The sequence below is a fragment of the Virgibacillus salexigens genome (assembly GCF_000723585.1).
In the GTDB taxonomy this organism is placed as follows: domain Bacteria; phylum Bacillota; class Bacilli; order Bacillales; family Amphibacillaceae; genus Virgibacillus; species Virgibacillus salexigens.
Window position 1 is genome coordinate 2209336 of record NZ_CCDP010000001.1, and the last position, 25715, is coordinate 2235050.

The window sequence follows — 25715 nt, forward strand, 5'->3', positions numbered from 1 at the left end:
CCCTTTTGTGATGGATTCATCCATGCATAAAAAAATAACTCACAACATCGTGAGTTATTAAAAATTACGATTATATAAAATTAAACTAATTTTTCTAGGTTTTTAAATTCAAGGGACTGAAACTTGTCAGTAATTTTTGTCTTATCATACTTCCAGATTGCATCATCTAAAGTACAGCTTATCGGCACATCACATTTAATTTCAGCTAATGTTCGAGATAAATGGAGCATGTCCAAATTTGCATTTATTTTGGTTTGGACACCTTTTGGAAGCTTGTCTATATTAGTAAGAATATCGTCGATCGTGCCATGTTCTTGAATTAATTTGAGTGCTGTTTTTTCCCCAATACCTTTTACGCCGGGATAGTTATCCGATGTATCTCCCATTAACCCTTTTAAATCGATTATTTGTCTTGGTGTTATTCCTTTCTTTTCGTAAAAGTTCGTATGATCGTATAGTTCATAATTCCCTTGACCCTTTTTCATGATTGCTACACGAATGCCATTATCAACTAATTGTAAAATATCCTGGTCACCTGTTAGAATCGTTACTTCATTATCGATCGCATATTCTCTAGCTAATGTTCCAATGCAATCATCTGCCTCATAATTTTCCAATCCGATATTAGGCATATCAAAACTTTCAACAACCTCTTTGACCAAATCAAATTGTGGTATGAGTTCCACTGGCGGTTCATCGCGATTGGCTTTATAGCCTTCATACATCTCTGTTCGAAATGTTTTACTACCCATATCCCAACAGCAGATGGCATGGGTTGGTTCAAAGGTTTGTACTGCATCTAAGAAGTATCGTAAGAATTGATAGACGCCATTTGTAGGTATTCCTTCACTTGTCTTCATGAAATTTCCACGAAATGCGGTGGCGAAGAAGCCACGGAATAACAATGCCATTCCATCAACAAGCAAGATTTGCTGCTTTTTCATGATTCCCCGTCCTTTTTCTTTATATTGTCTACAATGATTTTAAGTTCTTGTTCTTTCGTAGATAATGTCTCTATCGATATTGTAGAAGTTATCATTGCTAAATAATTTGTTACATGCTGCTGTAACTCTGACGAAAGGTTGTCTTTCATCTCTTTTATTATACCATGCCATTGCCCTTCATAAAATGATTCCATCATCGATTGATTGTCTTGAATATAACGCTTGGCAAAAGGTTGGAAGTTTTCGTAGATCGTTTCTTTCATAACTTCCTTTTCATTCTTTTCAAAGAAAGATTTGGTATTTTTAAACGATCCTAAAGGACGTTCAAATTGTTGTAAGTCAATATCGTCATGCAAAGTACCCTGAAAAGCTGGCGTTTCTATCTCCATTATTTCTGCACCGGGAAGAGAAAAGGAACGATCTATCTGTTTACTTGTTTGGCTGATTTCAGCATAAACAGTCTGAGCCAATTCTTTCATCAGGGACTCTATACGGAGAGAAACGGCTTGCAATTCTCGGATAAGTTCAGATTCGCAATAATTAATTAGGTTTTGTAAACTATCCCATAATTGCCGCTTTGCTTGTTTTCCTGATTCGGTAATTGTTGTTGGATTAAATGTCTCCTTAAACATGTCATGGAAGCGAATGCGAAGTCGTTCCATCACATAATATAGTTGTTTTTCAATTTTTTGATTGATTTGTGTCAAATATGTTTTGGTATGGTAATTCGTTATCACCTCTTGGATCTGCCTTTGTTTGTCATCCTTCTCCTGTTTTAGCGTACCTTTTTGTTGCTGATCGAGTCGCTGTGATTCGATATAGTAGGTCAATTGATCATAGGTTCGTACTATATCCCACTTTGCCGAAGCAATCGTCAGTTGAGTTAAGTCATAGTGAATAAATTGATGAAACGCATCTTCAAAATGCTGCATCTCTGGATTCAGTGGTTTGTTGTTTTGTTTATCACCTAGTGAATTTCGGCTAGATATCGGATACAATCTGGGAAAACGTATCCCTAGTTGTTCTAGTTGCCCTTTTACATAATTCATAACAAGTTCTAACTCTTGTTGATCTTCCGCTAAATCCGAAGCATTGACGATAAAGAACATCTTATCCAATTGGAATGATTCTTTGACTCTTCCTAGTTGCATCAGGAAATCTTTATCTGCACGATTAAGTGCATGGTTATAGTAAGTAACATAAAGGATAGCATCCGCATGTTTAATGTATTCAAAAGCAACATTCGTATGACGAGCATTAACTGAATCTGCACCTGGTGTATCTACCAATCGAATACCTTGACGTGTTAATTCACAGTCATAATAAAGATCAATTGACTCCAAATAACATGCTTTGGTTTCATCCGTTACATAAGAAGGAAAATCATCTAGTCTCAAAGCAATCGTGTCATTTATACGGTGTTTCATATTTTGATAACCGGTAACAACTGCTTTTAAATATGCTTGGTACATATAATCTAAAGAATCATCAAGATATAACTCCTGTTCTGTAATCCAGTCTATTAATTCAGGAAGTTGATCAACCTTCGGAGCGAATTTCTGCGTAATGGTTTTAATATCTTTTTCCAATGATTCTTGTGATTTCACCTTTACTTGAACCGTGCCGTGTTCAAATTCTTGATTAACTGGGTTAATTCGGTTTACCGTTGCTGTTGTAGGATTAGGTGATACAGGAAGTACACCTTCCCCTAATAATGCGTTAGCAAACGATGATTTCCCAGCACTAAATGCCCCAAATAATGCAATTGTATAAGAACGATCCTGGAGCCGGCTTTTTTTAGCATGTAAATCTGAAACAAATGAATGAAATCCAGGAAGATGATAAATTGTGTTCGTTGTACGTTCGAGTGCATCAATGATTCCATCTACCGTATTCGTTGACTGAATAGATGTGCTTGCTTCTTCCTCCTTATCATTCCCTTTGTTCGAAGCAGATTTTTTGGTTGATAATTTCGTTAATTGTTGTCCTTGAATAATGGATTGCTGCAATTCACTTAATTGATCTTCCATCACCTGAATACTCGATGTCATGGAAGGCTGTGCTTCCGTCCATAATTGTTTAATTTCTATTTGCTTTTTCTCCAGTTCCTCTTCAACCATAGCATAATTTTGTAATCTGCTGCGGACTGCTTGTAAATTTGTTAATTGTTGTTGTAGACCATCTATCGTTTGTTTATTTGTATGCTGAATATGTGTCGCTATTTCTTCCCATAAATCATTTGCTTTTTGTTTATATTTACTTTTGATTGTAGCTGCAAGGTCATTGGTGTAATGAATCACATAGTCGCCGTTTAAAGTAGCTCCTTGTTTCATAACCTTGTCAATATCTTTTTGATCGATGGAAATAACAAAGTGCTGTAATACCTCGTGTAATTTAGCATCATCTAGGTGATATTGCTTAAGCATAGTCATCCATTTATCGCGAAGCTTCCATTGCAGCGAAGTATCTGCCGTTTGCTGTAGATGATTTAAAAAATATTCTGTTCGTTGTCTTTTTTCTTCTTCGGTCTTTTTCTTTGACCCAAACAATCCGACCTTAAAGTCTCGTTGTTTTGATTCTAAATAGGAAGCAGCTTTATCTCTTAAATCGGCTGGCATTAGATACGCATTCTTCAATGATTGATTTAATTCTTCAAAGAATACATCCTTTACGTGATCTTCTTTATTTTTCCAATCGTTTATTTCGCGTTCCAATGCTTTTACCTTGGATAATTCTTGCTGTTGTTCAGGCTTAATCCGATACATGGCTAGTTGATCTTCGTATTGAGATTGCAAATAAGCACTATGTTGGTTAATGATGTTATCTACTGCGTGAACGGAATGTAACAGCTCTTGTTTGTTATCGGTTAGCAATAGTTGTAATTGCTGCTTTATTTGGTGAAATTGATTATGAGGTACATCCTCATCCTTTAAAGAAGAATAGAAAATTTTCTCTGGCATAATATGCCATAAATCAAACGTTTGTTTAATACTGGCGACAAAATCTTTAAAAGCCAGCTCCTCTTCCTGATGTTTATCAATTTGATTAATAATAATGTAGAAAGGAATCGATTTTTGTTGTAGATCCTTTAAAAACTGCAAATTGACCTCTGATTGTACATGATTATAATCCATGACATAAAACAAAGCATCCATTAGATGTAAGGATGCTTCTGTCATCAAACGATCGGCATCATCCGCTGCATCTATCCCTGGAGTATCAATTAATGCTGTTCCCTTTGGTAATAACGCTTGTGAAGATCGAATCTCTAACTTACGGATCGTATCTTTATCCGTTGAATATTGTTTAACCATATCCATATCATATGGCTCTTGATATTCTACAGGTTGTTCATGATGATAAAATACACGAAGTGTCCCATTACCAGACATAACTTTAACAATATTAGCGCTTGTGGGAATTGGACTATTGGGTAAGATTTCTTTTCCTAATAATGCATTAATCATGGAAGACTTTCCAGCAGAAAAATGTCCGGCAAAACAAATCATTAGTTCCTGCTTTTTATATTTATCATAAAGGTCAAGTATTTTCTTTGCATGTTCCGTATCCTTATTATCAAGTATTTTTTGATATAATGCTGCTAATTGATGTAATAATTTTTCAGTCGAATCCATTGTTACATAACGGCCCATTTTTTCCTCACGCATCCCTTATCCTTTTTACTAGCGTCTATTATACGAGATAACTGTATATATTTCTACTGGTTATATCTACGATTCATCATGACGAACTAATTGATCTGTAATGAACCGAATAACATCCCCTCTACTAATAACTCCTTTTACTACATCGTCTTCTGTAACAACAGGAATCTTTTTAAATGCATGGCTGGAGAATATCTTAACGGCCTCTTCAAAGTTTGAATCTGGATGCACCGTAATAATCTGCTTGTTTCTCATTAGCTCCGTAACATTCATCGTTAAAGCAGCATCTAACTTTTGCTGGAAATTTTGAATTCGATCAATCATCACATGTGCATATAAATCGTACACTGTTCTCCCATTTGGTTGTAAATACCGGATGACATCTCCATCTGTCAGCATACCAATTAATTTCTTATCTTGATTGATGACAGGTACGCCGCCTATCTTATTTGTTGAAAGAACGGTTAAAAGTTCCTTTATCGTTGTTGCAGGTGTCACATATATGACATCCTCTATCATAAAATCGCTAATCTTCATGTAAATCCCTCCATTATCGCTTGCATATATTACTGTTATTGACTTTCAGAGGAAAAATATACAAGTCAAAAAATAACTACCGCTATCGCATTTAGCAAGTAGTTATGTTTATTTAAGTATTTCACTTAGCTTGCGATAGTTTCCTCCGTAAAATATAGATGGGTTCCCTTCATTTTGGTTTATTGCAGTCACTTCCGCAATAAATATCATATGATCTCCTGCTACAACTTTTTCGTTTACTTCACAAGATAGGGTAGCTAACGAACCGTTGATGACTGGAACATCTGCTTGTTGCACAAATGGGATAACTCGGTTTCCTTGATCCAGCTGTCTGGCAAACACCTTTGATAGCTCTGCCTGTTCTTCTGCTAGGATACTGATGCCGAATGCCTTTGTTTCTTGCAGTTTCTTATACATACGTGCATTCTCATCAATGGAAATAGCAATTAACTTAGGGTCTAATGATACAGACATAAATGCATTTACTGTCATGCCGATTATTTCACGATGGTAATTTGCCGATACAACAGTAATACCAGTTGCAAATTGTCCCATCACTTTCCTGAAACTTCGATTATCCACCATTTTGCTCCCCCGTTCCTTCGTGATTCTACTTCTAGAATACCATTTATATAGATAGAATTAAAAGTTATCATTAGTTTACATAATATTTTTATGGTTAATCAAAATAGTTGATGATAACATAATGTATGTTGATTTAGTTACTTTTGATACAAAGTATAAAAAGGTAGCACCATCAAGTGCTACCTTCTTATTATACGGGATATACCCCATGTTTACGTTCTGTGAATGTAACGCTTTTTGAATCATAAAGGGAATATCGTTGAATTAACTCATCTCGTAATTGCTCCGGTTTAATGACTCCGTCAATTACCATTTCAGATGCTAATCGATAAATATCAATGTTTTCTTTATATTCCTCTTGTTTTTCTTTAATAAATGCTGCACGATCTGCTTCCGGTAATTCCTGTATTTTATTGGCATATACAGCATTTACTGCCGCTTCTGGACCCATAACAGCAATTTGAGCAGTTGGTAAAGCTAAGCAGCAGTCCGGCTCAAATCCTGGTCCGGCCATTGCATATAACCCTGCTCCATAGGCCTTACGGACAATAACAGAAATTTTTGGAACGGTTGCCTCGCTCATTGTTGCAAGCATTTTGGCTCCATGCCGAATGATACCAGCACGCTCCACCTTTGTACCAATCATGAATCCAGGTACATCAACTAAAAACAGAAGCGGGATATTAAATGCATCACATAGTTGCACAAATTTTGCTGATTTATCAGCAGAATCTGGAAAAAGAACGCCCCCTTTCATACGTGGTTGATTAGCAATAATCCCAACAGCTCGACCATCCATTCGAGCAAGTCCAGTAATTAATTCAGGAGCAAACTTTTTCTTAATTTCACAAAAACTTCCTTCATCAATAAGTTGATCAATGAGATCATACATATTAAATGGCACATTTTGATTAGTAGGGATTAAATCCGCCAAATTTTTCTCTATTTGTTTAACCCCTTTTTTATCTTTAACTGTAGGTTTTTCTCGGAAATTTTTTGGAAAATAGTCTAAGTATTTTTGTGTATATGCAATGGCCTCTTGTTCTGTTTTAACTAGTACATCGCCAACGCCAGACACAGAACAATGCATCATTGCTCCACCCATTTCTTCCAACGATACTTTTTCACCAATTACCTTTTCTGCCATACGGGGGGAGCCCAAGTACATCGATGCATTTCCTTCAACCATAATAACAATATCACAAAATGCCGGTATGTACGCACCTCCAGCAGCGGATGGGCCGAACAATAAACAAATCTGTGGTACACGACCAGAAAGCTTGATTTGATTGTGAAAAATTCGACCAGCACCTCTTCTTCCTGGAAACATTTCTACTTGATCTGTTATTCGTGCACCAGCTGAGTCAACTAAATAAATCATTGGTATTTCCAATTTCTCGGCAGTTTCTTGGATGCGTAAAATCTTTTCTACTGTTCTTTTTCCCCAAGATCCTGCCTTAACCGTGGAATCATTCGCCATTACACAGACAGATTGGCCATTAATCTTGCCAATGCCTGTAACTACGCCATCAGATGGTAATGATTCGTCCATACAATTTGCAAAGAACGCATCTTCTATATTCATGCTTTCATCAAATAACCGGCGAAGTCTCTCACGAACAAATAATTTACCTTTTTCTTCATTTTTTTGATGGTATTTTGCTTGCCCACCTTGGCTGATTTTGCTCACTCTATCTTGAAATTCTTCCAAATAAGACATGTTGCCCAAGCCTCCTGATTCTAAATTCCCTCATAGTTAGGCATTCGTTTTTCACGGAATGCAAGTAATCCTTCTGTTCTATCTTTAGTAGAAATGGTTTGCTGATAAGCTAGTTGTTCCAATACTAGCCCTGTCCTTAAATCAGTCTCCATTCCTTGATTAATTGCTGTTTTTGCTTGTTTTAATGCAACTGGACCATTGTTAGCTATCGCTTTTGCAAGCTGTAGAGCTGTCTCGTCTAACCGTTCTGATGCACATAACTCTTCTATTAGTCCAATGGATAAAGCTTCATCAGCTGTAACCCGTTTTGCACTATAGATGAGGCGCTTTGCTTGCCCAGTACCGATAAGCCTTGGTAATCGTTGTGTGCCGCCGGCTCCTGGAATAATTGCTAAAGAAGTCTCCGTTAATCCCATTTTTACATGGTTGGCAGCTATACGGATATCACAAGCTAATGCCAATTCTAAACCGCCACCGAAAGCAACCCCGTTTAGAGAGGCGATGACTGGCATCGACATATTCTCAACCGCAGTTACTGTTTCTCCTATGGATGTAACTGCTGCAACCACCTCTTGGTCAGACATCCCTGCTCTTTCTTTTAGATCAGCTCCGGCACAAAAAGCTTTATCACCAGTGCCAGTAATTATGGTACAAATTACTGATGGATTCTGTTCAATTAGTTGAATAACTGAATAGAGTTGTTCTAACAGAGATTTAGACATTGCATTAGCGGCTTCCGGCCGATTTAATGTGACAATGGCAATTGAATCAATATATTCCAATTTTACAAGAGAATTCATTCAAAACCTCCCCCTAATTATTAGATAGTCGATTTATTCAATAACTGCGATGACATCCCCTTCGTTGACGAAATCCCCTTCAGCAACTTTCAGTTCCTTAACTGTACCAGGTGAGTCTGCAGGGATAGGAATTTCCATTTTCATCGACTCTAGTATGACAACATCCTGACCTTCTCCAACAGATTCTCCTTGAGCTACTGCAATTTTCCATACACTTCCAGCCATTGTTGCTTTTATTTCCATCCTCGATTTCCTCCTATTTAGTATTTTCTACTTCCGTTAAATAATATTTATCTACAAAATTAGTAGCCGTATTCCCTCGTTTAAACTGTTCATGATCAGCAATTACTTTTAACATCGGCAGATTTGTTTTAATTCCATCAATTCTGTAGTTCATAAGCGCTTCTTTTAATCGTTTTATAGCTTCTTCTCTGGTTCTGCCATAGACAATTAATTTTCCTATCATCGGATCATAAAAAGGGGTAACATCGTAGCTATTTTTTACAGCAACCTCATTTCGTATATAGGGACCCTCCGGATATTCGAAATTGGTAATATGTCCAGGAGAAGGGAAGAATGTATTCGGGTCTTCCGCATAAATACGTGCTTCTAATGCATGCCCATTCATTGACAAATCTTGTTGATAGATAGATAATGTTTCCCCATTTGCGACTTGAATTTGTTGCTCGACAATATCTAATCCCGTAATTTCTTCAGTAACAGGGTGTTCCACTTGGATACGAGTATTCATTTCTAGAAAGTAAAAATTCTCTTCTTCATCTACTAGGAATTCAATCGTTCCGGCATTGGTGTATTGTATGGCTTTTACAGCCTTTACTGCGGTTTCTCCCATTAGATTTCTTGTATGCTCCGAAATAAAAGGGGATGGCGCTTCTTCAATGACCTTTTGATTCCTCCGTTGAATTGAACATTCTCGTTCAAATAGGTGAACTGCGTTTCCGAAATGATCTGCTAAAATCTGTATTTCTATATGTCTCGCATTTTCAATCTTACGTTCGATAAACATGGAACCATCACCAAAAAAAGTTAAAGCACGTTTTGAATTATGTTCAAAAGCGGTCTGCAGCTCGTTTTCTGAATGAACCACTTGCATTCCTATGCCGCCTCCGCCCGCAGATGCTTTTAACATAATTGGATACCCGATCTCCCGGGCAATGTTTTTAGCTTCTTCAATTGAATTTACTGCTTCTTTCGTTCCTGGTACAATCGGAACTCCTGCCTGCTCCATCGCAGTCCTTGCCGCAATTTTACTGCCCATTTGTCTAATAACTTTACTATTAGGACCAATAAATAATATCCCAGCTTGCTCGCATTGTTCAGCAAACGTTCCGCTCTCACTCAAGAAGCCATACCCGGGATGGATAGCATCTGCCTTTACTTCCTTTGCAACCGTTATAATTTTTTCTACATTTAAATAACTTTCATTTACTCGTGGAGGACCAATCAAGTAGCTTTCATCAGCCATATCCACATGAGGAGAGTTTACATCAGCCTCCGAATACACACTTACTGTTCGTATGTTAAGTCGTTTGCATGTGCGAATGATTCGAGACGCTATTTCACCACGATTAGCAATTAGTATCTTTTCAATCATTTTCAAATCCCTCCTACTTCTGAAATTGCTCTATAGCCATTTCTTTCAATTTATACTTTTGAATTTTACCACTCGCTGTCATCGGATACTCCGAAACAAATTCAATATACTTCGGTATTTTATGCTTTGAGATATTTCCTTCACAAAATGCTTTTATTTCATCTGCGGTGATCATGTTATCGTTTCGCTTCACAATCCAGGCCATGACTTCTTCACCGTATTTTTGGTCAGGAATACCAACAACCTGAACATCTAATACATCTGGATGTTGATATAAAAATTCTTCAACCTCTCGTGGATAAATATTCTCACCACCGCGAATAATCATATCTTTTATTCTCCCAGTAATTTTTAAGTAACCATTTGCATGTTGAACAGCTATATCTCCAGTATGAAGCCAGCCTTCTTTATCTATTACTTCATTGGTGGCTTGTTTATTATTATAATAACCTTTCATTACATGATATCCTCTTGTCAGTAATTCTCCCGGTAACCCAACCTCTTGTTCTTCATTCGTACCTGGAACAACCACCTTTACTTCAACATTTGGATGTGCTTTCCCTACTGTACTTACCCGTAATTCAATTGGATCGTCGGTTTTGGTTTGAGTAATTACAGGAGATGATTCAGTTTGTCCATACGCAATGGTTATCTCGTGTGCCCCCATCTTCTCCATTACATTTTTCATAACTTCCATTGGACAAGCTGAACCCGCCATTATTCCCGTTCGTAAGTTGGATAGATTATATTGGTCAAAATTTGGATGATTCAATTCTGATATAAACATCGTTGGCACTCCATGAAGCGCTGTACATTGTTCAGCAGCTACTGCTTCTAGTACCTTCTCCGGCTGAAATTGTTCTAATAATACCATCGTTGTTCCTTTTGATACAGCTGCTAAGACACCAAGTACACAACCAAAACAATGAAAAAATGGTACTGGGATACAAAGTCGATCATGATTGGATAATTTCATACAGTCTGCGATTTGGTTGCCATTGTTTACAATATTATAATGTGTTAACATAACTCCTTTTGGAAAACCTGTTGTACCAGATGTATACTGCATATTGATAACGTCATGAACATTCAGTAATTGTTTGCGTTTACTTAACTGTTCGTCACTCACATATTTACCAAGCTCAATGACTTCATCCCAGCTATATGCAAACGGCTCGTTTGTATCACTTAATATAATAATATTCTTTAAGTATGGTAAATTTGCAGAAATAAGCTGTCCTTTTTCAGCAGTTTCGAGTTCTGGACAGATTTTCTTTAAAATGTCTACATAAGATGTACCTTTAAAGCTTTCAGCTAATATCAGTGTTGTTGCTTCCGATTGTTCTAATAAATAGTGAAGTTCACTTGCCTGATAACTGGTGTTTACAGTTACGAGGACTGCCCCCATTTTTCCAGTTGCGAATTGGGTAGTTAACCATTCAGGTTGATTATCAGCCCAAATTGCCACATTTTCTCCTTTTTCAATTCCTAGAGACATAAATCCTTTAGCTGCCTCATTTACCATTTCATTGAATGCATGATATGACTTACGTAATTGTAATTCTGGATAGATAACTGCTTCATGATCAGGATATAAATCTACTTGTCTTTCTAATAACTCGCCAACAGTTAAATTTAATAAAGCCATGAACGTTATTCCTCCTTTATTTCAATTAACAACCCAATTGTCTTGCAATCACTAATCGTTGAATTTCTGACGTTCCTTCTCCGATTTCTAATAGTTTGGCATCACGTAAATAACGTTCCACTTCATATTCTCGCATATAACCATATCCACCATGAATCTGTATTGCTTGGTTAGCAGCACGAAATGCCGTTTCAGTTGCATAAAGTTTCGCATAAGCTGCTTCCTTACTAAACGGCTTATTATTATCCTTCAGCCAAGCAGCTTTATGTACCATATTCCTAGCTAGCTCAACCTCCATCGACATATCTGCTAGCTTAAATTGGATCGACTGAAAGTCAGATATTGGTTTCCCGAACTGCTTTCTTTCTTTCGCATAAGCCAATGCCTTTTCAAGTGATGCTTGGGCGATCCCTAATCCTAATGCACCAATTGAGATTCGCCCTCCATCCAATGTATGAAGAAATTGTTTAAACCCTTTTTCTGGGTCGCCAAGTAAATTTTCTTTTGGTACACGAACCCGATCAAGCACGATTTCCGCTGTATCAGAACCTCGAACTCCCATTTTGTCATAGTTACTTGTAATGGTAACCCCTTCTGTGTCTGCAGGGACTATAATGGCAGAGATAATATTTCTTCCTCGATCATTCTTACCTGTGACAGCGGTTACAATTAATGTTTTAGCAAAACTTGCATTTGTAATAAAGCATTTCTCACCAGTAATAATATAATGATCTCCATCTAAAGTAGCGGTTGTTTTTGTACCACCTGCATCTGAACCAGCATTTGGTTCAGTTAGACCAAAAGATCCTAATGCTTCCCCTTTTGCTAATGGCAGTAAAAACGCCTGTTTTTGTGCTTCCGTTCCAAAATAATAAATAGGGCTAGCACCTAGTGAAACAGCAGCTGCATAGCTTAGTCCGGTACTTCCACAAACTCTCCCAATTTCTTCTACCGCTAGCGCATACGAGAGTGTATCTCCACCTGAGCCTCCATATGTTTCAGGAAAAGGAATTCCTAATAAACCAAGCTCGCCCATCTGTTTGAAGATATCGAGGGGAAATTGTGCTTCCTTATCAATTTCTATAGCTCTTGGAAGGATAACTTCTTCAGCAAAGTCTCTTACCATCTTTTTAATCATTGCTTGTTCTTTCGTTAGTTCAAAATCCATGTCACTCCTCCTTAATGATATAGACCGACTGGTTGGTCTGTAACTCAACTAAATTACCCTTTATCAACTAATATTGATTCATACGCATGGCTATTAATGTCTTGTTGGAGAATCGCATGTAGAATCAAGTCGACGAAAATGTCGCTAATTTCTTCAATGGAGTATTTGCCAGTTTGTTGATACCATTTATATGTCCAATTCACCATTCCTAATATTGCCATACCAGTTATTTCAACAGGTAAATCCTGGCGAAATTCCCCATTGGCCTTTCCCTCCTGAATGGTTTGAAAGATAAGCTGTTTAAAGCGGTCGCGTTTCTCTTTTATTAACGATTCATATGTTTGCTTTAAATAGATGTTCTCTTGATAAAAGACTGAGATTTGTGGTTTGTAAATATCAAATACCTTTACAAAATCCTTAATGATAGCTTGTAATTTGTTAGTTGGCGATTGATACATATTATTTGCTTGCATTGCCTTATCCAAAACATAGGTAATGAATGTATCATGAATAAGGTAAAGTAATTCATCTTTTGACGAGAAGTGGTGATAAAATCCCCCTTTTGATGTACCTACATCTTCTACAATTTGGTTTACTGTTACTCCATGATAACCGTATTTTTCAAAAAGTAATAAGGACGTTTGTATAATTTTATCTCGTAATTCCGTTTCAATCCCTCCCCCTGTATTTCTTTTTTAACATACCATAGTTACCTGAAAATTTAAAGTGTTATTACTAGTTATAAAGGATGTCAGAATGGTATTCACACAATCATACAAAAAAACCTGTAGAGAAACCAACTATCCGTTCTCTACAGGCAGTTAACAGAAGCTAACTTTTATTCTTCTTTTTCTTCAAAAGGTTTTTGGTACTGCGCATGCTTCCATACCTGAATTACTTCACCTTGTGTATCTGTATCAACAATAAACGAACCATTACTGTATCGATCACTATTCGATAGCTCTAATGGATAAACATGATGTATTTCACCATTTTTCGTTTGAAAGTTAATCGTATCGTGTTCATTTGCTAAGAAAAATCCTCGAATCCGATGGGCTTTTGTTTTGAGTTCACGAAGCATAACAACGCCTCGTTTTGCACGAGTTGATTTCTCAAACTCCTGCAGTTTCATTCGTTTACATGCACCCCGCTGTGTAAGCACTACAAGAGAAGGCTCCGATAAATCATCAAATACTTGTCCATTTACAACGTGCTCACCTTGCTTTAATTGAATTGCTTTTACACCAGCAGCCCGTTGGCCGACTAATGATATATCCCCTTCGTGATACCACAAGCCATATCCTTTATCCGAGGCAATAAACACATCTGAATAGCCTGAAGTACGATGTACATTGACGACTTCGTCATCACCCTTTAAGTTTAATGCAATTAATGCCTTCGAGTATCGTTGGGCATCATAAAGCTTTAGCTGACTTCTTTTTACCATTCCATTTTTCGTAAAGAAAAGTAAATAGTTTTCTTCTTTAAAATCTCGAACGGGAATACACTCAATAATCCGTTCATTTTTTTCAATGGATACAATATTGGAAATATGCTGCCCTATATCTTTCCAACGAATATCTGGCAATTCATGCACCGGTAAATAAATATACTTCCCTTTATTGGTAAATAACAGAATTTTATCTGTCGTATTTAGCTCAATTAAACGAACTAAATGATCGTCTTCTTTCATTGCAAAATCTTCGCCATTCGAAGCACTATAGGATCGTAAACTCGTTCTTTTTATATAACCATCTCTTGTTACAGAAAGTAATACGTCCTCACTTGCCACCATAACCTCGATATCAATCTTCAATTCTTCAATTTCATCTTCAATCTCGGTTAAACGAGATGTGGCAAACGTTTTTCTTATTTTTCTTAGATCTTTCTTGATTGTTTGTAGTAGTATTTTCTCATTTTGTAAAATGTTCTCTAACTCTCGAATTCGTTTTCGGAGTGTCTCTGCTTCTTCCTGTAGAGATGTAATATCCGTATTTGTTAAACGATACAACTGTAACATAACAATTGCTTCTGCTTGAGCCTCAGAGAATGTAAAGTTAGTAATTAATTGCTGCTTTGCATCTTGCTTATCCTTTGAGGAACGTATCGTAGAAATGACTTCATCCAAGATAGAGATTGCCTTCATTAACCCTTCAACAATATGCGCACGATCTCTCGCCTTTGTTAAGTCATATTTGGTTTGACGAGTAACTACTTCTTTTTGATGTGCTATATATGCATCTAGTATTTGATTTAAAGAGAGCAATTTTGGTGTTTTATCTTGTATAGCAACCATATTAAAATGATAGGTGATTTGTAAATCTGTATTTTTAAATAAATAGTTTAAAACACCTTCACTATTTACATCCTTTTTAAGTTCGATGACAACGCGCAGGCCAGTACGATCTGTTTCATCACGTACTTCTGCAATGCCTTCTACCTTCCTATCAATACGAAGCTCGTCCATTTTCTTAACCATATTTGCTTTATTTACTTCATATGGGATTTCGTCAATTACAATTTGTTGACGATTGCCTCGTATTTCTTCTATCTTAGTCTTTCCTCGTACAATTATTTTGCCACGGCCTGTTTCGTATGCCTTTTTAATTCCTTCAACACCTTGAATGATTCCGCCCGTAGGAAAATCTGGTCCTTTGATAACATTCATTAGCTCTTCTGTTGTTACAGAAGGCTTATCAATCTTAAGAATGACTGCATCCAAAACTTCTTGTAAATTATGTGGCGGAATGTCTGTGGCATAACCAGATGAAATTCCAGTTGAACCATTCACAAGTAAATTAGGGAATTTAGCTGGGAGTACAACTGGCTCTTGAATCGTATCATCAAAGTTCGGAATAAAATCCACTGTATCTTTTTCAATATCCCGTAATAATTCAGATGAAATACTTGACAGCCTTGCTTCCGTGTAACGCATGGCAGCAGGAGGGTCTCCATCAATACTTCCATTGTTCCCATGCATTTCTACTAAAACATTACGAACTTTCCAATCCTGACTTAAACGAACCATTGCATCATAAACAGACGAATCACCGTGTGGATGATAATTACCAATTACGGTACCTACTGTTTTAGCCGATTTTCGAAAATTTTTATCATGTGTATTTTTTTCTTCATGCATAGCGTAAAGGATTCTACGCTGGACAGGTTTCAACCCATCTCTCGCATCTGGTAATGCTCTATCCTGAATAATATATTTACTATACCTTCCAAAACGATCGCCAATGACTTCTTCTAATGGAAGGTCTAAATAAGCTTCTGGTTGTGACAATCCAACCCCCCCTAAAAATTGATATTTTATTGTTGCTCTTCTGTATGGATTCTCTCATTTTCTAATATATTACTTTCGTCGTCTAAACCAAATTCAACATTGCCTTCAATCCATTTTCTTCGCGGTTCTACTTTATCTCCCATTAACGTGGTAACTCTTCGTTCTGCTCGAGCTAAATCGTCAATCGTAACGCGGATAAGTGTCCTCGATTCAGGATTCATAGTAGTCTCCCATAATTGATCCGCATTCATCTCACCGAGTCCTTTATAGCGTTGGATAGTATATCCATTTTTAAACGTTTGGATCGCTTGCTTCATTTCCTCTTCATCCCAAGCATAAACGACCTTTTCTTTCTTCCCTTTTCCTTTGGAGATTTTATATAGAGGTGGAAGAGCAATATAAATCTTACCTGCTTCAACCAATGTTCGCATATAACGATAGAAGAATGTTAGCAGCAAGACTTGAATATGGGCACCATCTGTGTCAGCGTCAGTCATGATAATAATTTTGTCATATTGTACATCTTCTAAATCAAAATCTCCTCCGACTCCAGCACCGATGGTATGGATAATCGTAGAAATCTCTTCATTTTTGAATACATCCTGCAGTTTCGCTTTTTCTGTATTTATTACTTTTCCTCGTAATGGTAGAACGGCTTGAAACTTTCGATCTCTACCCTGTTTCGCAGAGCCGCCAGCTGAATCCCCTTCTACTAGATACAATTCATTTCGTTTTGGGTTTTTAGATTGAGCTGGAGTAAGCTTCCCGCTTAACAATGTATCTTTTCGTCTCTTTTTCTTCCCTGTTCGAGCATCTTCTCTTGCTTTTCGAGCTGCTTCTCTTGCTTCTTTCGCTTTTATCGCTTTTTTAATTAATTGACCGGATATATCCGGGTTTTCTTCAAGAAAGTACGATAGTTTTTCGGAAACAATGGCATCAACAGCGGACCTCGCTTCAGGTGATCCTAATTTCCCTTTGGTTTGCCCTTCAAATTGCAACTTTTCTTCAGGTACACGTACAGAGACAATCGAAGTAAAGCCTTCCCTTATATCCGTTCCTTCCAAATTCTTATCTTTTTCTTTTACTAATCCAGCACGTTTCGCGTAATCATTAAACGTTCTCGTAATCGCTGTGCGTGCTCCAGATTCATGGGTTCCTCCATCTTTTGTTCGTACATGGTTAACAAATGACAACATATTTTCTGCAAATCCGTCGTTAAATTGGAAAGCAAAATCAACTTCGATACCTTGTTGCTCTCCTTCAAACGATACAACCTGGTGCAGCGTATCTTTCTCTTCATTTAAGTAATGAACAAATGCTTTTAAGCCATCAGGAAATTGATATTCTTCCGTTTGATTTTTTCTTAAGTCAGTTAACTGTATTTTTAAACCTTTTAAAAGAAAAGCGGCTTCTCTTAACCGTTCGGATAATGTTTCAAAATCATATATAATGGAATTAAAAATAGCTGGATCTGGTTTAAAGTGTATAATCGAACCTTTCTTTTTCGTAGCCCCTTGTTTTTCTAAAGAACCTACTGGCTTACCACCATTCTCAAATCGCTGAAAATACGTGTGGCCATCTCGATGAATGGTAACTTCCAGCCACTCTGAAAGAGCGTTAACTACAGAAGCCCCAACCCCATGTAATCCACCACTTGTCTTATAGCCACCTTGACCAAATTTCCCACCAGCATGCAGCACAGTGAAAATCACCTCTGGTGTAGGTTTTCCTGTCCGATGCATACCAGTAGGTATACCTCGTCCATTATCCGCAACAGAAATACTATTATCCTTATGTATGGTAACTTTTATAACCTCTCCATAACCAGCTAAGGCCTCATCTACAGCATTATCAACGATTTCAAAAACGAGATGATGAAGCCCTCTAAGATCTGTACTTCCTATATACATACCAGGTCTTTTTCTGACAGCTTCCAGACCTTCAAGTACTTGTATCGAGTCATCGCTATATTGAATGGGTTGTTGCGTCACTCCATACCTGCTCCCTTCTACGCTCTCTTGTATATTCTATAATAGAACGAATGTTTGTTTGTGTAAAGTTTCATCAAAGGCGTTACTATCCTATTTTATTACTTTTTCAACGCTATTTGTCAACATTAACCATAAACATGTACCTAAGTATACTACACATAAGTTTAACTTTCATTGATATTCCGCATGGTAATGCGAAAAGGATGACAATCAGTTGCCATCCTTGTGTACAGATCATTATTTTACTAGTACTGCATGGACTACTTTAATGCAGAGATCCATAACTACTGTAAAATCTCGCTGTTTCAAAAAATCAAACGCTTCTTGATTAATAATTCCTTGTTGTGCCCAAAAGACTTTACAATTGGTTTGTGCAGCTTCGTTTGCAATCTCCGGTAAGAATTCCGGTCTTCGGAAAACGTTTATAATATCAATCTTATCTGGCACCTCTGTTAAGGAAGCATATGATGTTTCTCCTAATACTTCCTCTACAGTCGGATTTACTGGAATAATCCGGTATCCCTGCTGCTGCATTATTTTAGCTATTTGATAAGAAGTCCGACCCGGATTATTAGATAAACCAACGACAGCAATTGTCCTGGCATTCGTTAGTATATCCTTTAGAGTTTCATTTGATGGATTTTCCCAAACCATTATACACACCCCTCTATTCTTTATCAAGTAAACCTTGTTCCTGAAGGTATTGTTTTGCTACTTCATGTGGTGTTTGATCTTCATAGTCTACTTGGTAATTCATCTGTCTCATTTCATTATCGGTAATTTTTCCAGCAAGTTGATTTAAGATTTCTTCTAATTCAGGGTACTTCTCAAGTGTTTCATTACGCATAAGCGGTGCCCCCTGATAAGGCGGAAATAGATTTTCAGGGTCGTCCAAGGAAACTAAGTCTAATTCTACCATATAACTATCAGTCGCATAAGCATCAATGATGTCAACATCTCCTGTTGTTAGCGCATCTTGTCTTAACCCAGGGTCCATTGTCCGTACATTTGCAATATCTAATTGATATACATCTTGCATTCCTACATAACCATCATATCTGTCTTTAAATTCTAATGTAAATCCAGCTGTTATTTGGTCTTCGATTTGTTTTAAATCACCAATGGTTTTTAATTGATACTGATCTGCTAAGTCTTTCGTAGTTGCAACCGCATAGGTATTGTTAAAAGCCATTGGCTTTAAGTACGCCATATCATATTGATCATCCATTCCTTTTTTTGCCTGTGTATACACTTCACTCGCTTCATTACTTTCTGCTTGTTCTTCTAAATGCGTTACGATTGCAGTGCCTGTGAACTCTGGAAAGATATCGATGCTTCCTTGCTGAAGTGCATCAAATACAAAAGCAGTTTTCCCTAGACCTGGTTCTAATTTCACATTTAAATCGGTTTCTTCTTCAATTAATAATTTATACATATTGATTAATATTGCTGGCTCGGCACCTAATTTCCCCCCAATAACTAGATCCGCTTGCTTTGAATTATTAAAAATTAATGGGGAAACAACAATTAAAACAGCGATAATAAGCATGGAAATAAATGATTTAAATCCTGCTCTTCTAGATATACGTTCGAAACCTCTTAGAATAAAATCAAGAATAATTGCTAATAATGCCGCTGGAATAGCACCTAGAAGTATTAAATTAACATCTGCCCCTCGATCCAGTCCAAGTAAGATAAGTTCGCCTAGTCCCCCAGCACCAATTAATGCAGCCAAAGTGGTGGTGCCTACAATTAGAACCATTGATGTACGTATCCCAGCCATGATAACAGGCATTGCTATTGGTAACTCTACTTTTGTTAACCGCTTGAGTGAGTTCATTCCCATTCCAGTAGCAGCCTCTTTTAGTGCTGGATCGACTTCTTTAATTCCAGTATAGCTATTTCGTAGAATAGGTAATAGTCCATAAGCTGTTAAAGCTATAATTGCTGGTAATGTACCAATCCCAAAAAAGGGTATAAGGAAGGCCAACACAGCAAGACTTGGTATCGTTTGTAAAACAGCAGATACGCCTATCATGGGTTCCGCTATTTTTGGATACCTTGTTAACATGAGCCCCAACGGTACAGCGATGATAATCGCAATAATTAAAGAAATCAACGATATCTGTAAATGTTCCCAAATGGTCTCCAACAACATACCTTGTCGATTTTGGAATACCGTAATAAAATCACTCATGATTGGACCACCCCATTTTCCATAGTGGTCTTACTCTTTAAGTACGCAACAATGTCTCGATAGCGAATCACACCCACGAGCTTACTTGATTTGATCACTGGGTAGATTGTTTGCTCTGAAGCTTCAATTATTTCGACTGCTTTATAAAGAGGGAGATTATTTTCTAACGTAACACCTTCTATGAAAGATCCATTTTGTACAATTCCCTCATACATGTTATTTTCATCACGTACGATATAAGTAGTCATTTCATTGCATTCGCCTTTTTCAAATACAGATTTCGATATCACAAATTGCTGTGTCTGATCGGCTATCACATCTACCGCTGTTTGCCATGGCGATTTTCGTTCTCCTATAAATGTTTGAACAAATTGAGTTTGAGGTTGAAGAATTAAATCTTGTGGTTTATCAAATTGGACAATTTCTCCACCCTTCATTAAGCATACCCTATCCCCTAAAGCCATTGCCTCATCAATATCATGTGTAACAAACAGAATTGTCTTTTTAATCTCTTTCTGTAATGATTGAATATCCTGCTGTAATTGTTCTCTGCTGATAGGATCTAATGCACTAAAGGGCTCGTCCATCAAAATAATATCTGGGTCAGCTGCCAATGCTCTAATTACACCGATTCGTTGTTGTTGACCACCTGATAATTCTCTAGGCATCCGTTTTTTAAAGGTACTTGGTTCAAGTCCTACCATATCCAATAATTCACTCGTGCGTTTTTGTATATCCTTTTGTTTCCATTTTTTCATCTCAGGAACAACTGCAATGTTCTCTTCAATTGTCATATGTGGAAAAAGTGCAATTTCTTGAAGTACATAACCAATATTCCAGCGAAGTTCATGAATATTAAAACCATTAATCCTCTGATCGTTTATGTATATCTCCCCCGATGTTGGTTCAATTAATCGATTTACCATTTTCATCGTCGTTGTTTTCCCACAACCACTTGGTCCAATCAGGGTTACCATTTCTCCTTTATCTACCCGAAAAGAAATGTCTTTAATCGCTTCGGTTCCATCTGGATATTTTTTCTTCACATGATTAAATTCAATCATAACTTCCTCCTTAGCCTCTCCTTTTAACACTATCATAGAGCATTATAGTGATTTCCCACAATGAAACGATTCCAAACATATTTGAAATTATGGTTCTTAAAACCTTGACTTCATGCTAAAATAAGAAAAGCCTATTTTTTATAGTTTTAAACAGAGATTGATTCACATATCGTTGATAAATTATCATAATTGGGAAAGTAGGAATGCATATGGAATATATTATTTTTGCTATTATTGCTTACTTATTAGGATCCATTCCTTCTGCACTTATAGTTGGAAAAGTTGGTTATAATAAAGACATTCGGTTGCATGGAAGTGGGAATTTAGGAGCAACCAATACCTTTCGTGTACTTGGAATCAAGGCTGGAATAATTGTGACTTTAGCCGATATATTAAAAGGTACAGTAGCAACTCTAATCCCTCTCTTCATGGATGCGGATGTTTATCGGCTTGTCATCGGGCTATTTGCTGTATTAGGCCATACGTATCCTATTTTTGCTAAATTCAAAGGCGGTAAAGCCGTTGCCACTTCCGGCGGGATTATACTTGGTATTAACCCATTATTGTTTTTAATTATGATCTTAACTTTTATTATTAGTCTGTATTTGTCAAAATATGTTTCACTTTCATCCATCATTACTGGAGTCGTTTCAATTATTGCTTCGATTTTCTTTCATAATATCGGACTTTTTATTGTTATTACGGTACTAACTATTTTTGTCATTTATCGGCATTGGGATAACTTAAAGCGAATTAAAAACAAAACAGAACCAAAAATCACATGGATGTAGGAGCACCAAGCCAGAAAATTGAATCTTAAAATGCGGTAAAGTATACTTTTATTATTGAAGAGAAAGGGGACGATGTTATGGAAAACACAAAAACATTCCCACAGAAAAAATTACCTAGCAAAGCACAACGTCATAAATTATTTGGTTCTGTAATGCCGGTCCCAAGATCAAAACCTGTTGATAAAGTTCATATGGCAGATTTACAGAATACAAAAAAAGACTTTTTGTTTGATTTGGATGCCGTCGGAATTACGAAAGTTAAACATCCAATTACGATATATAGTTCAATAGCACCAACTGTTCAAACAAGTATCGGTGAGTTTACTTTTAGTTCTAGCTTAAGCCATTCCAATAAAGGAACCAATATGAGTCGATTTAATGAACAATTAGCTAAGTATCATCGACAAGGGTTTTCCACTGATCTAACGACATTAAAAACCTTTACAAAAGAGTTAGCTGAACGTTTGGACCAGCAAGATGCGTCTTTAAGAGTCGATTATACTTGGTTTTATGAGCGCAATGCTCCAGACACACAACTTGCGGGACTAAACCATGCCGATGTTTCGATTAGCGTAAACTACGACAAGCAGCAAGGTTATGATATTCGTTTATCTTTATCTGTTTCTATTACAACACTTTGTCCTTGTTCTAAAGAAATAAGTGAATACAGTGCACATAATCAGCGAGGCAATGTAACGATGGATGTGAAGATTATTGAAGATTTTGATGAAACAACATCCGACTGGAAAGAAATCTTACTGGAAGCTGCTGAGAGTAACGCAAGTGCAAGGCTGCACCCTATTCTGAAACGTACCGATGAAAAAATGGTAACAGAACAAGCTTATGAAAACCCCCGGTTTGTGGAAGATATGGTACGATTAGTTGCTGCTGATCTATATGAGGTCTCAGAAATTAGACAGTTCAAAGTAACTTGTCAAAATGAAGAATCGATTCATATGCATGATGCAGTGGCTTCTGTTACCTACGATAAAGATAATGAATGATAAAAAGAAGGGTAAATATGAAGTATATTTTCATTGGCTTAATAAAATTTTATCGTTCGGCGATTAGTCCTTTTAAGCCTCCTACTTGCCGATTTTATCCGACTTGCTCTGAGTATGGTTTAGAAGCTTATCGGCGATTTGGTTTTTTTAAAGGAAGTTACTTGACAATAATACGAATCAGTAAATGCCATCCTTTTCATCGCGGTGGTGTAGACTACGTACCAGAAGAAAAAAAGAAATAAGGTACTTCCAGTCATAAAGGAGCTGTTTTTCATGAACATACAAATTAGCAAAGAAGCTGCAAAATGGTATAAAAAAGAATTTGATATCGAGGAAGATGAATCTCATATGCGCTTTTTCGTGAGATATGGCGGTATTGGAGGAAATGTGCCTGGGTTTTCATTAGGGGTAAGCAAGGAACAGCCCGTTGATATGCATACTTCTACGGAAGTAGAAGGGATTACATTCTTTATAGAAGGAAAAGATGCTTGGTATTTCGATGATAAAGACCTTAAAATTAATCTTAATCATAAGCAATACGAACCAGAAATGAAATACATTCAAACTAAATAAGCCTATATATTAAAAAGAGCTTGAAACAAGCTCTTTTTAATATAATTGAAACCGATTTATTTGTTCCCACTGTTGTTCTTTATTTAAGATAAAACGCTGTTTCTCTCCAAATAAATCGAAATGTGGGTAATTGTCCTTTTGATCAATCCATTGTGGTGACAGATGATAATTTCTGCCCCACGCCTGTAATTTATGTATATCCTGACACCCCACCTTTGTTACGGTTGTACAATCAGGAAATCGCTCATCCAACCAGTAATGCGTTAAAAAAGCAATTTCTCCAGCTTCTACTTGTTTTTTCCAATTCCTTAGTTCCTGGCGATTGATTCCAAATGCCATATTTATTCTCCTTTGAGTTGTTTCATATATGCTTGATGCCAAGCTGGAAAAGTTTTTCTTAAAGATAAAGGGCGAAATGAATCTTTCTTAACAATTACATGCTCAGTAGTTCCACTTACCGCTATTTCATCTTTTTCGTTTCGTATACAGTAGCTGTATGTGGTTCGAATGCCATTGTAAGCTTCCAACCATGTTTCTATACAAACTTTTTCGCCATAACGAATAGGTTTTTTAAATTGAACATTCGCATTGGTAACAGGAGAAACAATGTCATGCTTTTCCATATCTGTATATTGAAATCCAAGACTTTCAATCAGTTTTGTTCTGCCTATCTCAAACCAAACTAAATAATTTGCATGATAGACTACTCCCATTTGATCTGTTTCTTGATATCTTACTTCAATTGGTGTCTTTACTTTTTGCACGATATTTCCTCCCGTAGTCGTTCTCCCTAATTAGCTTAACATAAATGGAGAAGATCGTAATTTAGAAAGACTCAAAAAACCCGAATGCATGCTGCATTCGGGAATCAAGTTATTGATTATCTCGATGTTCGTCTTTGATTTCTTCTCTCATTCCTTCTATCGCTTGTTCTCTCCGTTTATTCTTTGCTTCTATTGCTTCTTTCTCTTCACCTGATGAAAATTGCATGGTTTCATGTGCTTCTTCTATATTTTGAATTGTATTCTGAACCATGTCTTGCAATTTTTCTTCATTATCACTACGATCATCCGGCTTTGCTCGGTACTTATCTTCGGCCATTTGTTTCACTCCTTTCAATTATCTGCTCCTATTTTTTCAAGTATGCTGTTCATTATACCTAGAAAAAACTTCCACAAAAAAATAACCGCTCCCTTTTGGTAACGGTTAACTAATTATTGTGCTTCTTTTTGTTGGTTCGATTTTCGTTTGCGTTCCAACTGATCTTCAATTCGATCTAATAAATACCTATCTTTTAAAATCTGTTGTCTATTCTCTTTTACCAGTTCATCAAATGTTCGTTTTTTCTTTAAAGAAATGGCTACTCACTCCTTTTTAAAAGAAGCATTTCCAATTCTTTAACAATCTATACGTGTTAATTAAATGAATTAACCGTATCTTCCATAAATTCATAATCCATTGGGCCAGGCTTAATCTGCTGAATATTGCCTTCACTATCAATAAAATAAGTGGTAGGAACAGTTACTACTTGGTAAGCGTTACGAGCATCGGACTTCCGATCCAATGGAATTGGATACGAATATTTATATTTCTCATTATACGTATGTACATCTTCTTCCTTTTTTTCAGAATCTGTTAAATTAACAGCTACAATCTCTACTTCTTCTTGATGATCATTATAAAATTTTTCCATAGCAGGCATTTCTTCACGGCAAGGTGGACACCAGGTTGCCCAAAAGTTTAAGATTACTTTTTTACCACGTAATTCAGACAGTTGCAGTGTTTCTCCATTTAATGTTTCTAATGTAAAATCAGGAGCAGTATTACCTACTTTTAGCATGTTTTCTTCATCCACCGAAGAAATCGAGCCTCCCTGTGTTTCTGAATCACCACTATCATTATACGCATTGGATTCGTCTGATGCGGTTTGATTTTGTTGCTCTATATAGTTAAAGAGAACAATACCAGCCAATACTACAATTACTACAACTCCAAATATCTTTTTATACATATGAAGGACTCCTTGCTTTTAATAATACCTCTATTCAGATATATAAATGCTAATTCAAATAGTATGGAAAAATCAATGCTTTGTAAAGCTCACTACATTAACTTTCGAAAAAT

25 protein-coding genes are annotated in these 25715 nt (G+C 36.7%); 4 read left to right on the forward strand and 21 right to left on the reverse strand.

Annotated elements, in window-relative coordinates:
• Window positions 1–80: 80 nt before the first annotated feature.
• From BN990_RS10470 to BN990_RS10545, 16 genes are all read right to left on the reverse strand, one after another.
• Window positions 81–944: a 5'-3' exonuclease gene (locus tag BN990_RS10470; RefSeq protein ID WP_021291341.1), complete on the reverse strand. Its 864-nt coding sequence runs from the start codon at window positions 942–944 to the stop codon at window positions 81–83.
• A complete protein-coding gene (locus tag BN990_RS10475) occupies window positions 941–4597 on the reverse strand; it encodes a dynamin family protein (RefSeq protein ID WP_222860450.1) in 3657 nt (1218 codons plus the stop codon). Before BN990_RS10475 ends, BN990_RS10470 begins: the two co-directional genes overlap by 4 nt.
• A 78-nt stretch (window positions 4598–4675) precedes the next feature.
• Window positions 4676–5146, reverse strand: coding sequence for a CBS domain-containing protein (locus tag BN990_RS10480; RefSeq protein WP_021291343.1), 471 nt, complete (start codon window positions 5144–5146; stop codon window positions 4676–4678).
• Window positions 5147–5254: 108 nt separating this feature from the next.
• A complete protein-coding gene (locus tag BN990_RS10485; protein ID WP_021291344.1) occupies window positions 5255–5731 on the reverse strand; it encodes a flavin reductase family protein in 477 nt (158 codons plus the stop codon).
• Between the two features lie 190 nt (window positions 5732–5921).
• The gene (locus BN990_RS10490) at window positions 5922–7451 is read right to left on the reverse strand and encodes an acyl-CoA carboxylase subunit beta (RefSeq protein ID WP_021291345.1); all 1530 of its coding nucleotides are present in this window, start codon (window positions 7449–7451) and stop codon (window positions 5922–5924) included.
• A gap of 20 nt (window positions 7452–7471) precedes the next feature.
• Complete coding sequence (locus tag BN990_RS10495; RefSeq protein WP_021291346.1) at window positions 7472–8251, reverse strand: enoyl-CoA hydratase; 780 nt, start codon at window positions 8249–8251, stop codon at window positions 7472–7474.
• Window positions 8252–8284: 33 nt separating this feature from the next.
• Window positions 8285–8494, reverse strand: coding sequence for an acetyl-CoA carboxylase biotin carboxyl carrier protein subunit (locus tag BN990_RS10500; RefSeq protein ID WP_021291347.1), 210 nt, complete (start codon window positions 8492–8494; stop codon window positions 8285–8287).
• Between the two features lie 13 nt (window positions 8495–8507).
• Entirely contained in the window at window positions 8508–9866 is a 1359-nt protein-coding gene (locus tag BN990_RS10505; protein WP_038244008.1) for an acetyl-CoA carboxylase biotin carboxylase subunit, read from the reverse strand.
• Between the two features lie 13 nt (window positions 9867–9879).
• A complete protein-coding gene (locus BN990_RS10510; protein WP_021291349.1) occupies window positions 9880–11514 on the reverse strand; it encodes an AMP-binding protein in 1635 nt (544 codons plus the stop codon).
• 25 nt (window positions 11515–11539) lie between these two features.
• On the reverse strand, window positions 11540–12682 hold the full coding sequence (locus BN990_RS10515; RefSeq protein ID WP_038244009.1) for an acyl-CoA dehydrogenase family protein: 1143 nt from the start codon (window positions 12680–12682) through the stop codon (window positions 11540–11542).
• Between the two features lie 53 nt (window positions 12683–12735).
• Window positions 12736–13356: a TetR/AcrR family transcriptional regulator gene (locus BN990_RS10520; protein WP_031335546.1), complete on the reverse strand. Its 621-nt coding sequence runs from the start codon at window positions 13354–13356 to the stop codon at window positions 12736–12738.
• 164 nt (window positions 13357–13520) lie between these two features.
• Window positions 13521–15971 (reverse strand): DNA topoisomerase IV subunit A, encoded by a 2451-nt coding sequence (gene parC, locus BN990_RS10525; RefSeq protein WP_021291352.1) that lies wholly within the window; start codon window positions 15969–15971, stop codon window positions 13521–13523.
• 26 nt (window positions 15972–15997) lie between these two features.
• Window positions 15998–17962: a DNA topoisomerase IV subunit B gene (parE, locus tag BN990_RS10530; protein WP_021291353.1), complete on the reverse strand. Its 1965-nt coding sequence runs from the start codon at window positions 17960–17962 to the stop codon at window positions 15998–16000.
• A gap of 237 nt (window positions 17963–18199) precedes the next feature.
• Window positions 18200–18616, reverse strand: a complete 417-nt coding sequence (locus tag BN990_RS10535; RefSeq protein WP_021291354.1) for a CoA-binding protein — start codon at window positions 18614–18616, stop codon at window positions 18200–18202.
• A 13-nt stretch (window positions 18617–18629) separates the two neighbouring features.
• Window positions 18630–20159, reverse strand: coding sequence for an ABC transporter permease/substrate-binding protein (locus BN990_RS10540; protein ID WP_021291355.1), 1530 nt, complete (start codon window positions 20157–20159; stop codon window positions 18630–18632).
• The gene (locus BN990_RS10545) at window positions 20156–21223 is read right to left on the reverse strand and encodes an ABC transporter ATP-binding protein (RefSeq protein WP_038244012.1); all 1068 of its coding nucleotides are present in this window, start codon (window positions 21221–21223) and stop codon (window positions 20156–20158) included. Before BN990_RS10545 ends, BN990_RS10540 begins: the two co-directional genes overlap by 4 nt.
• Window positions 21224–21432: 209 nt before the next feature.
• Here BN990_RS10545 and plsY point away from each other — a divergent pair, with 209 nt between their 5' ends.
• From plsY to BN990_RS10565, 4 genes are all read left to right on the forward strand, one after another.
• On the forward strand, window positions 21433–22014 hold the full coding sequence (gene plsY / locus BN990_RS10550) for a glycerol-3-phosphate 1-O-acyltransferase PlsY (RefSeq protein ID WP_021291357.1): 582 nt from the start codon (window positions 21433–21435) through the stop codon (window positions 22012–22014).
• A gap of 77 nt (window positions 22015–22091) precedes the next feature.
• Window positions 22092–23018 (forward strand): GTP cyclohydrolase FolE2, encoded by a 927-nt coding sequence (gene folE2 / locus BN990_RS10555; protein WP_038244015.1) that lies wholly within the window; start codon window positions 22092–22094, stop codon window positions 23016–23018.
• 17 nt (window positions 23019–23035) lie between these two features.
• Window positions 23036–23260: a membrane protein insertion efficiency factor YidD gene (yidD, locus tag BN990_RS10560; RefSeq protein WP_038244018.1), complete on the forward strand. Its 225-nt coding sequence runs from the start codon at window positions 23036–23038 to the stop codon at window positions 23258–23260.
• A gap of 31 nt (window positions 23261–23291) precedes the next feature.
• A complete protein-coding gene (locus tag BN990_RS10565) occupies window positions 23292–23591 on the forward strand; it encodes a HesB/YadR/YfhF family protein (RefSeq protein ID WP_021291359.1) in 300 nt (99 codons plus the stop codon).
• 36 nt (window positions 23592–23627) lie between these two features.
• On the opposite strand, the gene BN990_RS10570 is transcribed toward BN990_RS10565, so the two are convergent.
• The 5 genes from BN990_RS10570 to BN990_RS10585 form a co-directional block, all read right to left on the reverse strand.
• Window positions 23628–23930 (reverse strand): hypothetical protein, encoded by a 303-nt coding sequence (locus BN990_RS10570; protein WP_021291360.1) that lies wholly within the window; start codon window positions 23928–23930, stop codon window positions 23628–23630.
• Window positions 23931–23932: 2 nt separating this feature from the next.
• Window positions 23933–24355: an acyl-CoA thioesterase gene (locus BN990_RS10575; RefSeq protein WP_038244020.1), complete on the reverse strand. Its 423-nt coding sequence runs from the start codon at window positions 24353–24355 to the stop codon at window positions 23933–23935.
• 109 nt (window positions 24356–24464) lie between these two features.
• Window positions 24465–24692, reverse strand: coding sequence for a small acid-soluble spore protein Tlp (gene tlp, locus BN990_RS10580; RefSeq protein WP_021291362.1), 228 nt, complete (start codon window positions 24690–24692; stop codon window positions 24465–24467).
• 113 nt (window positions 24693–24805) lie between these two features.
• The gene (locus BN990_RS23380; protein ID WP_074436678.1) at window positions 24806–24949 is read right to left on the reverse strand and encodes an FbpB family small basic protein; all 144 of its coding nucleotides are present in this window, start codon (window positions 24947–24949) and stop codon (window positions 24806–24808) included.
• Window positions 24950–25005: 56 nt separating this feature from the next.
• Window positions 25006–25602 carry a TlpA family protein disulfide reductase gene (locus BN990_RS10585; protein WP_021291363.1) on the reverse strand — a complete coding sequence of 199 codons (597 nt, stop codon included), beginning with the start codon at window positions 25600–25602 and terminating at the stop codon, window positions 25006–25008.
• Window positions 25603–25715: the final 113 nt, after the last annotated feature.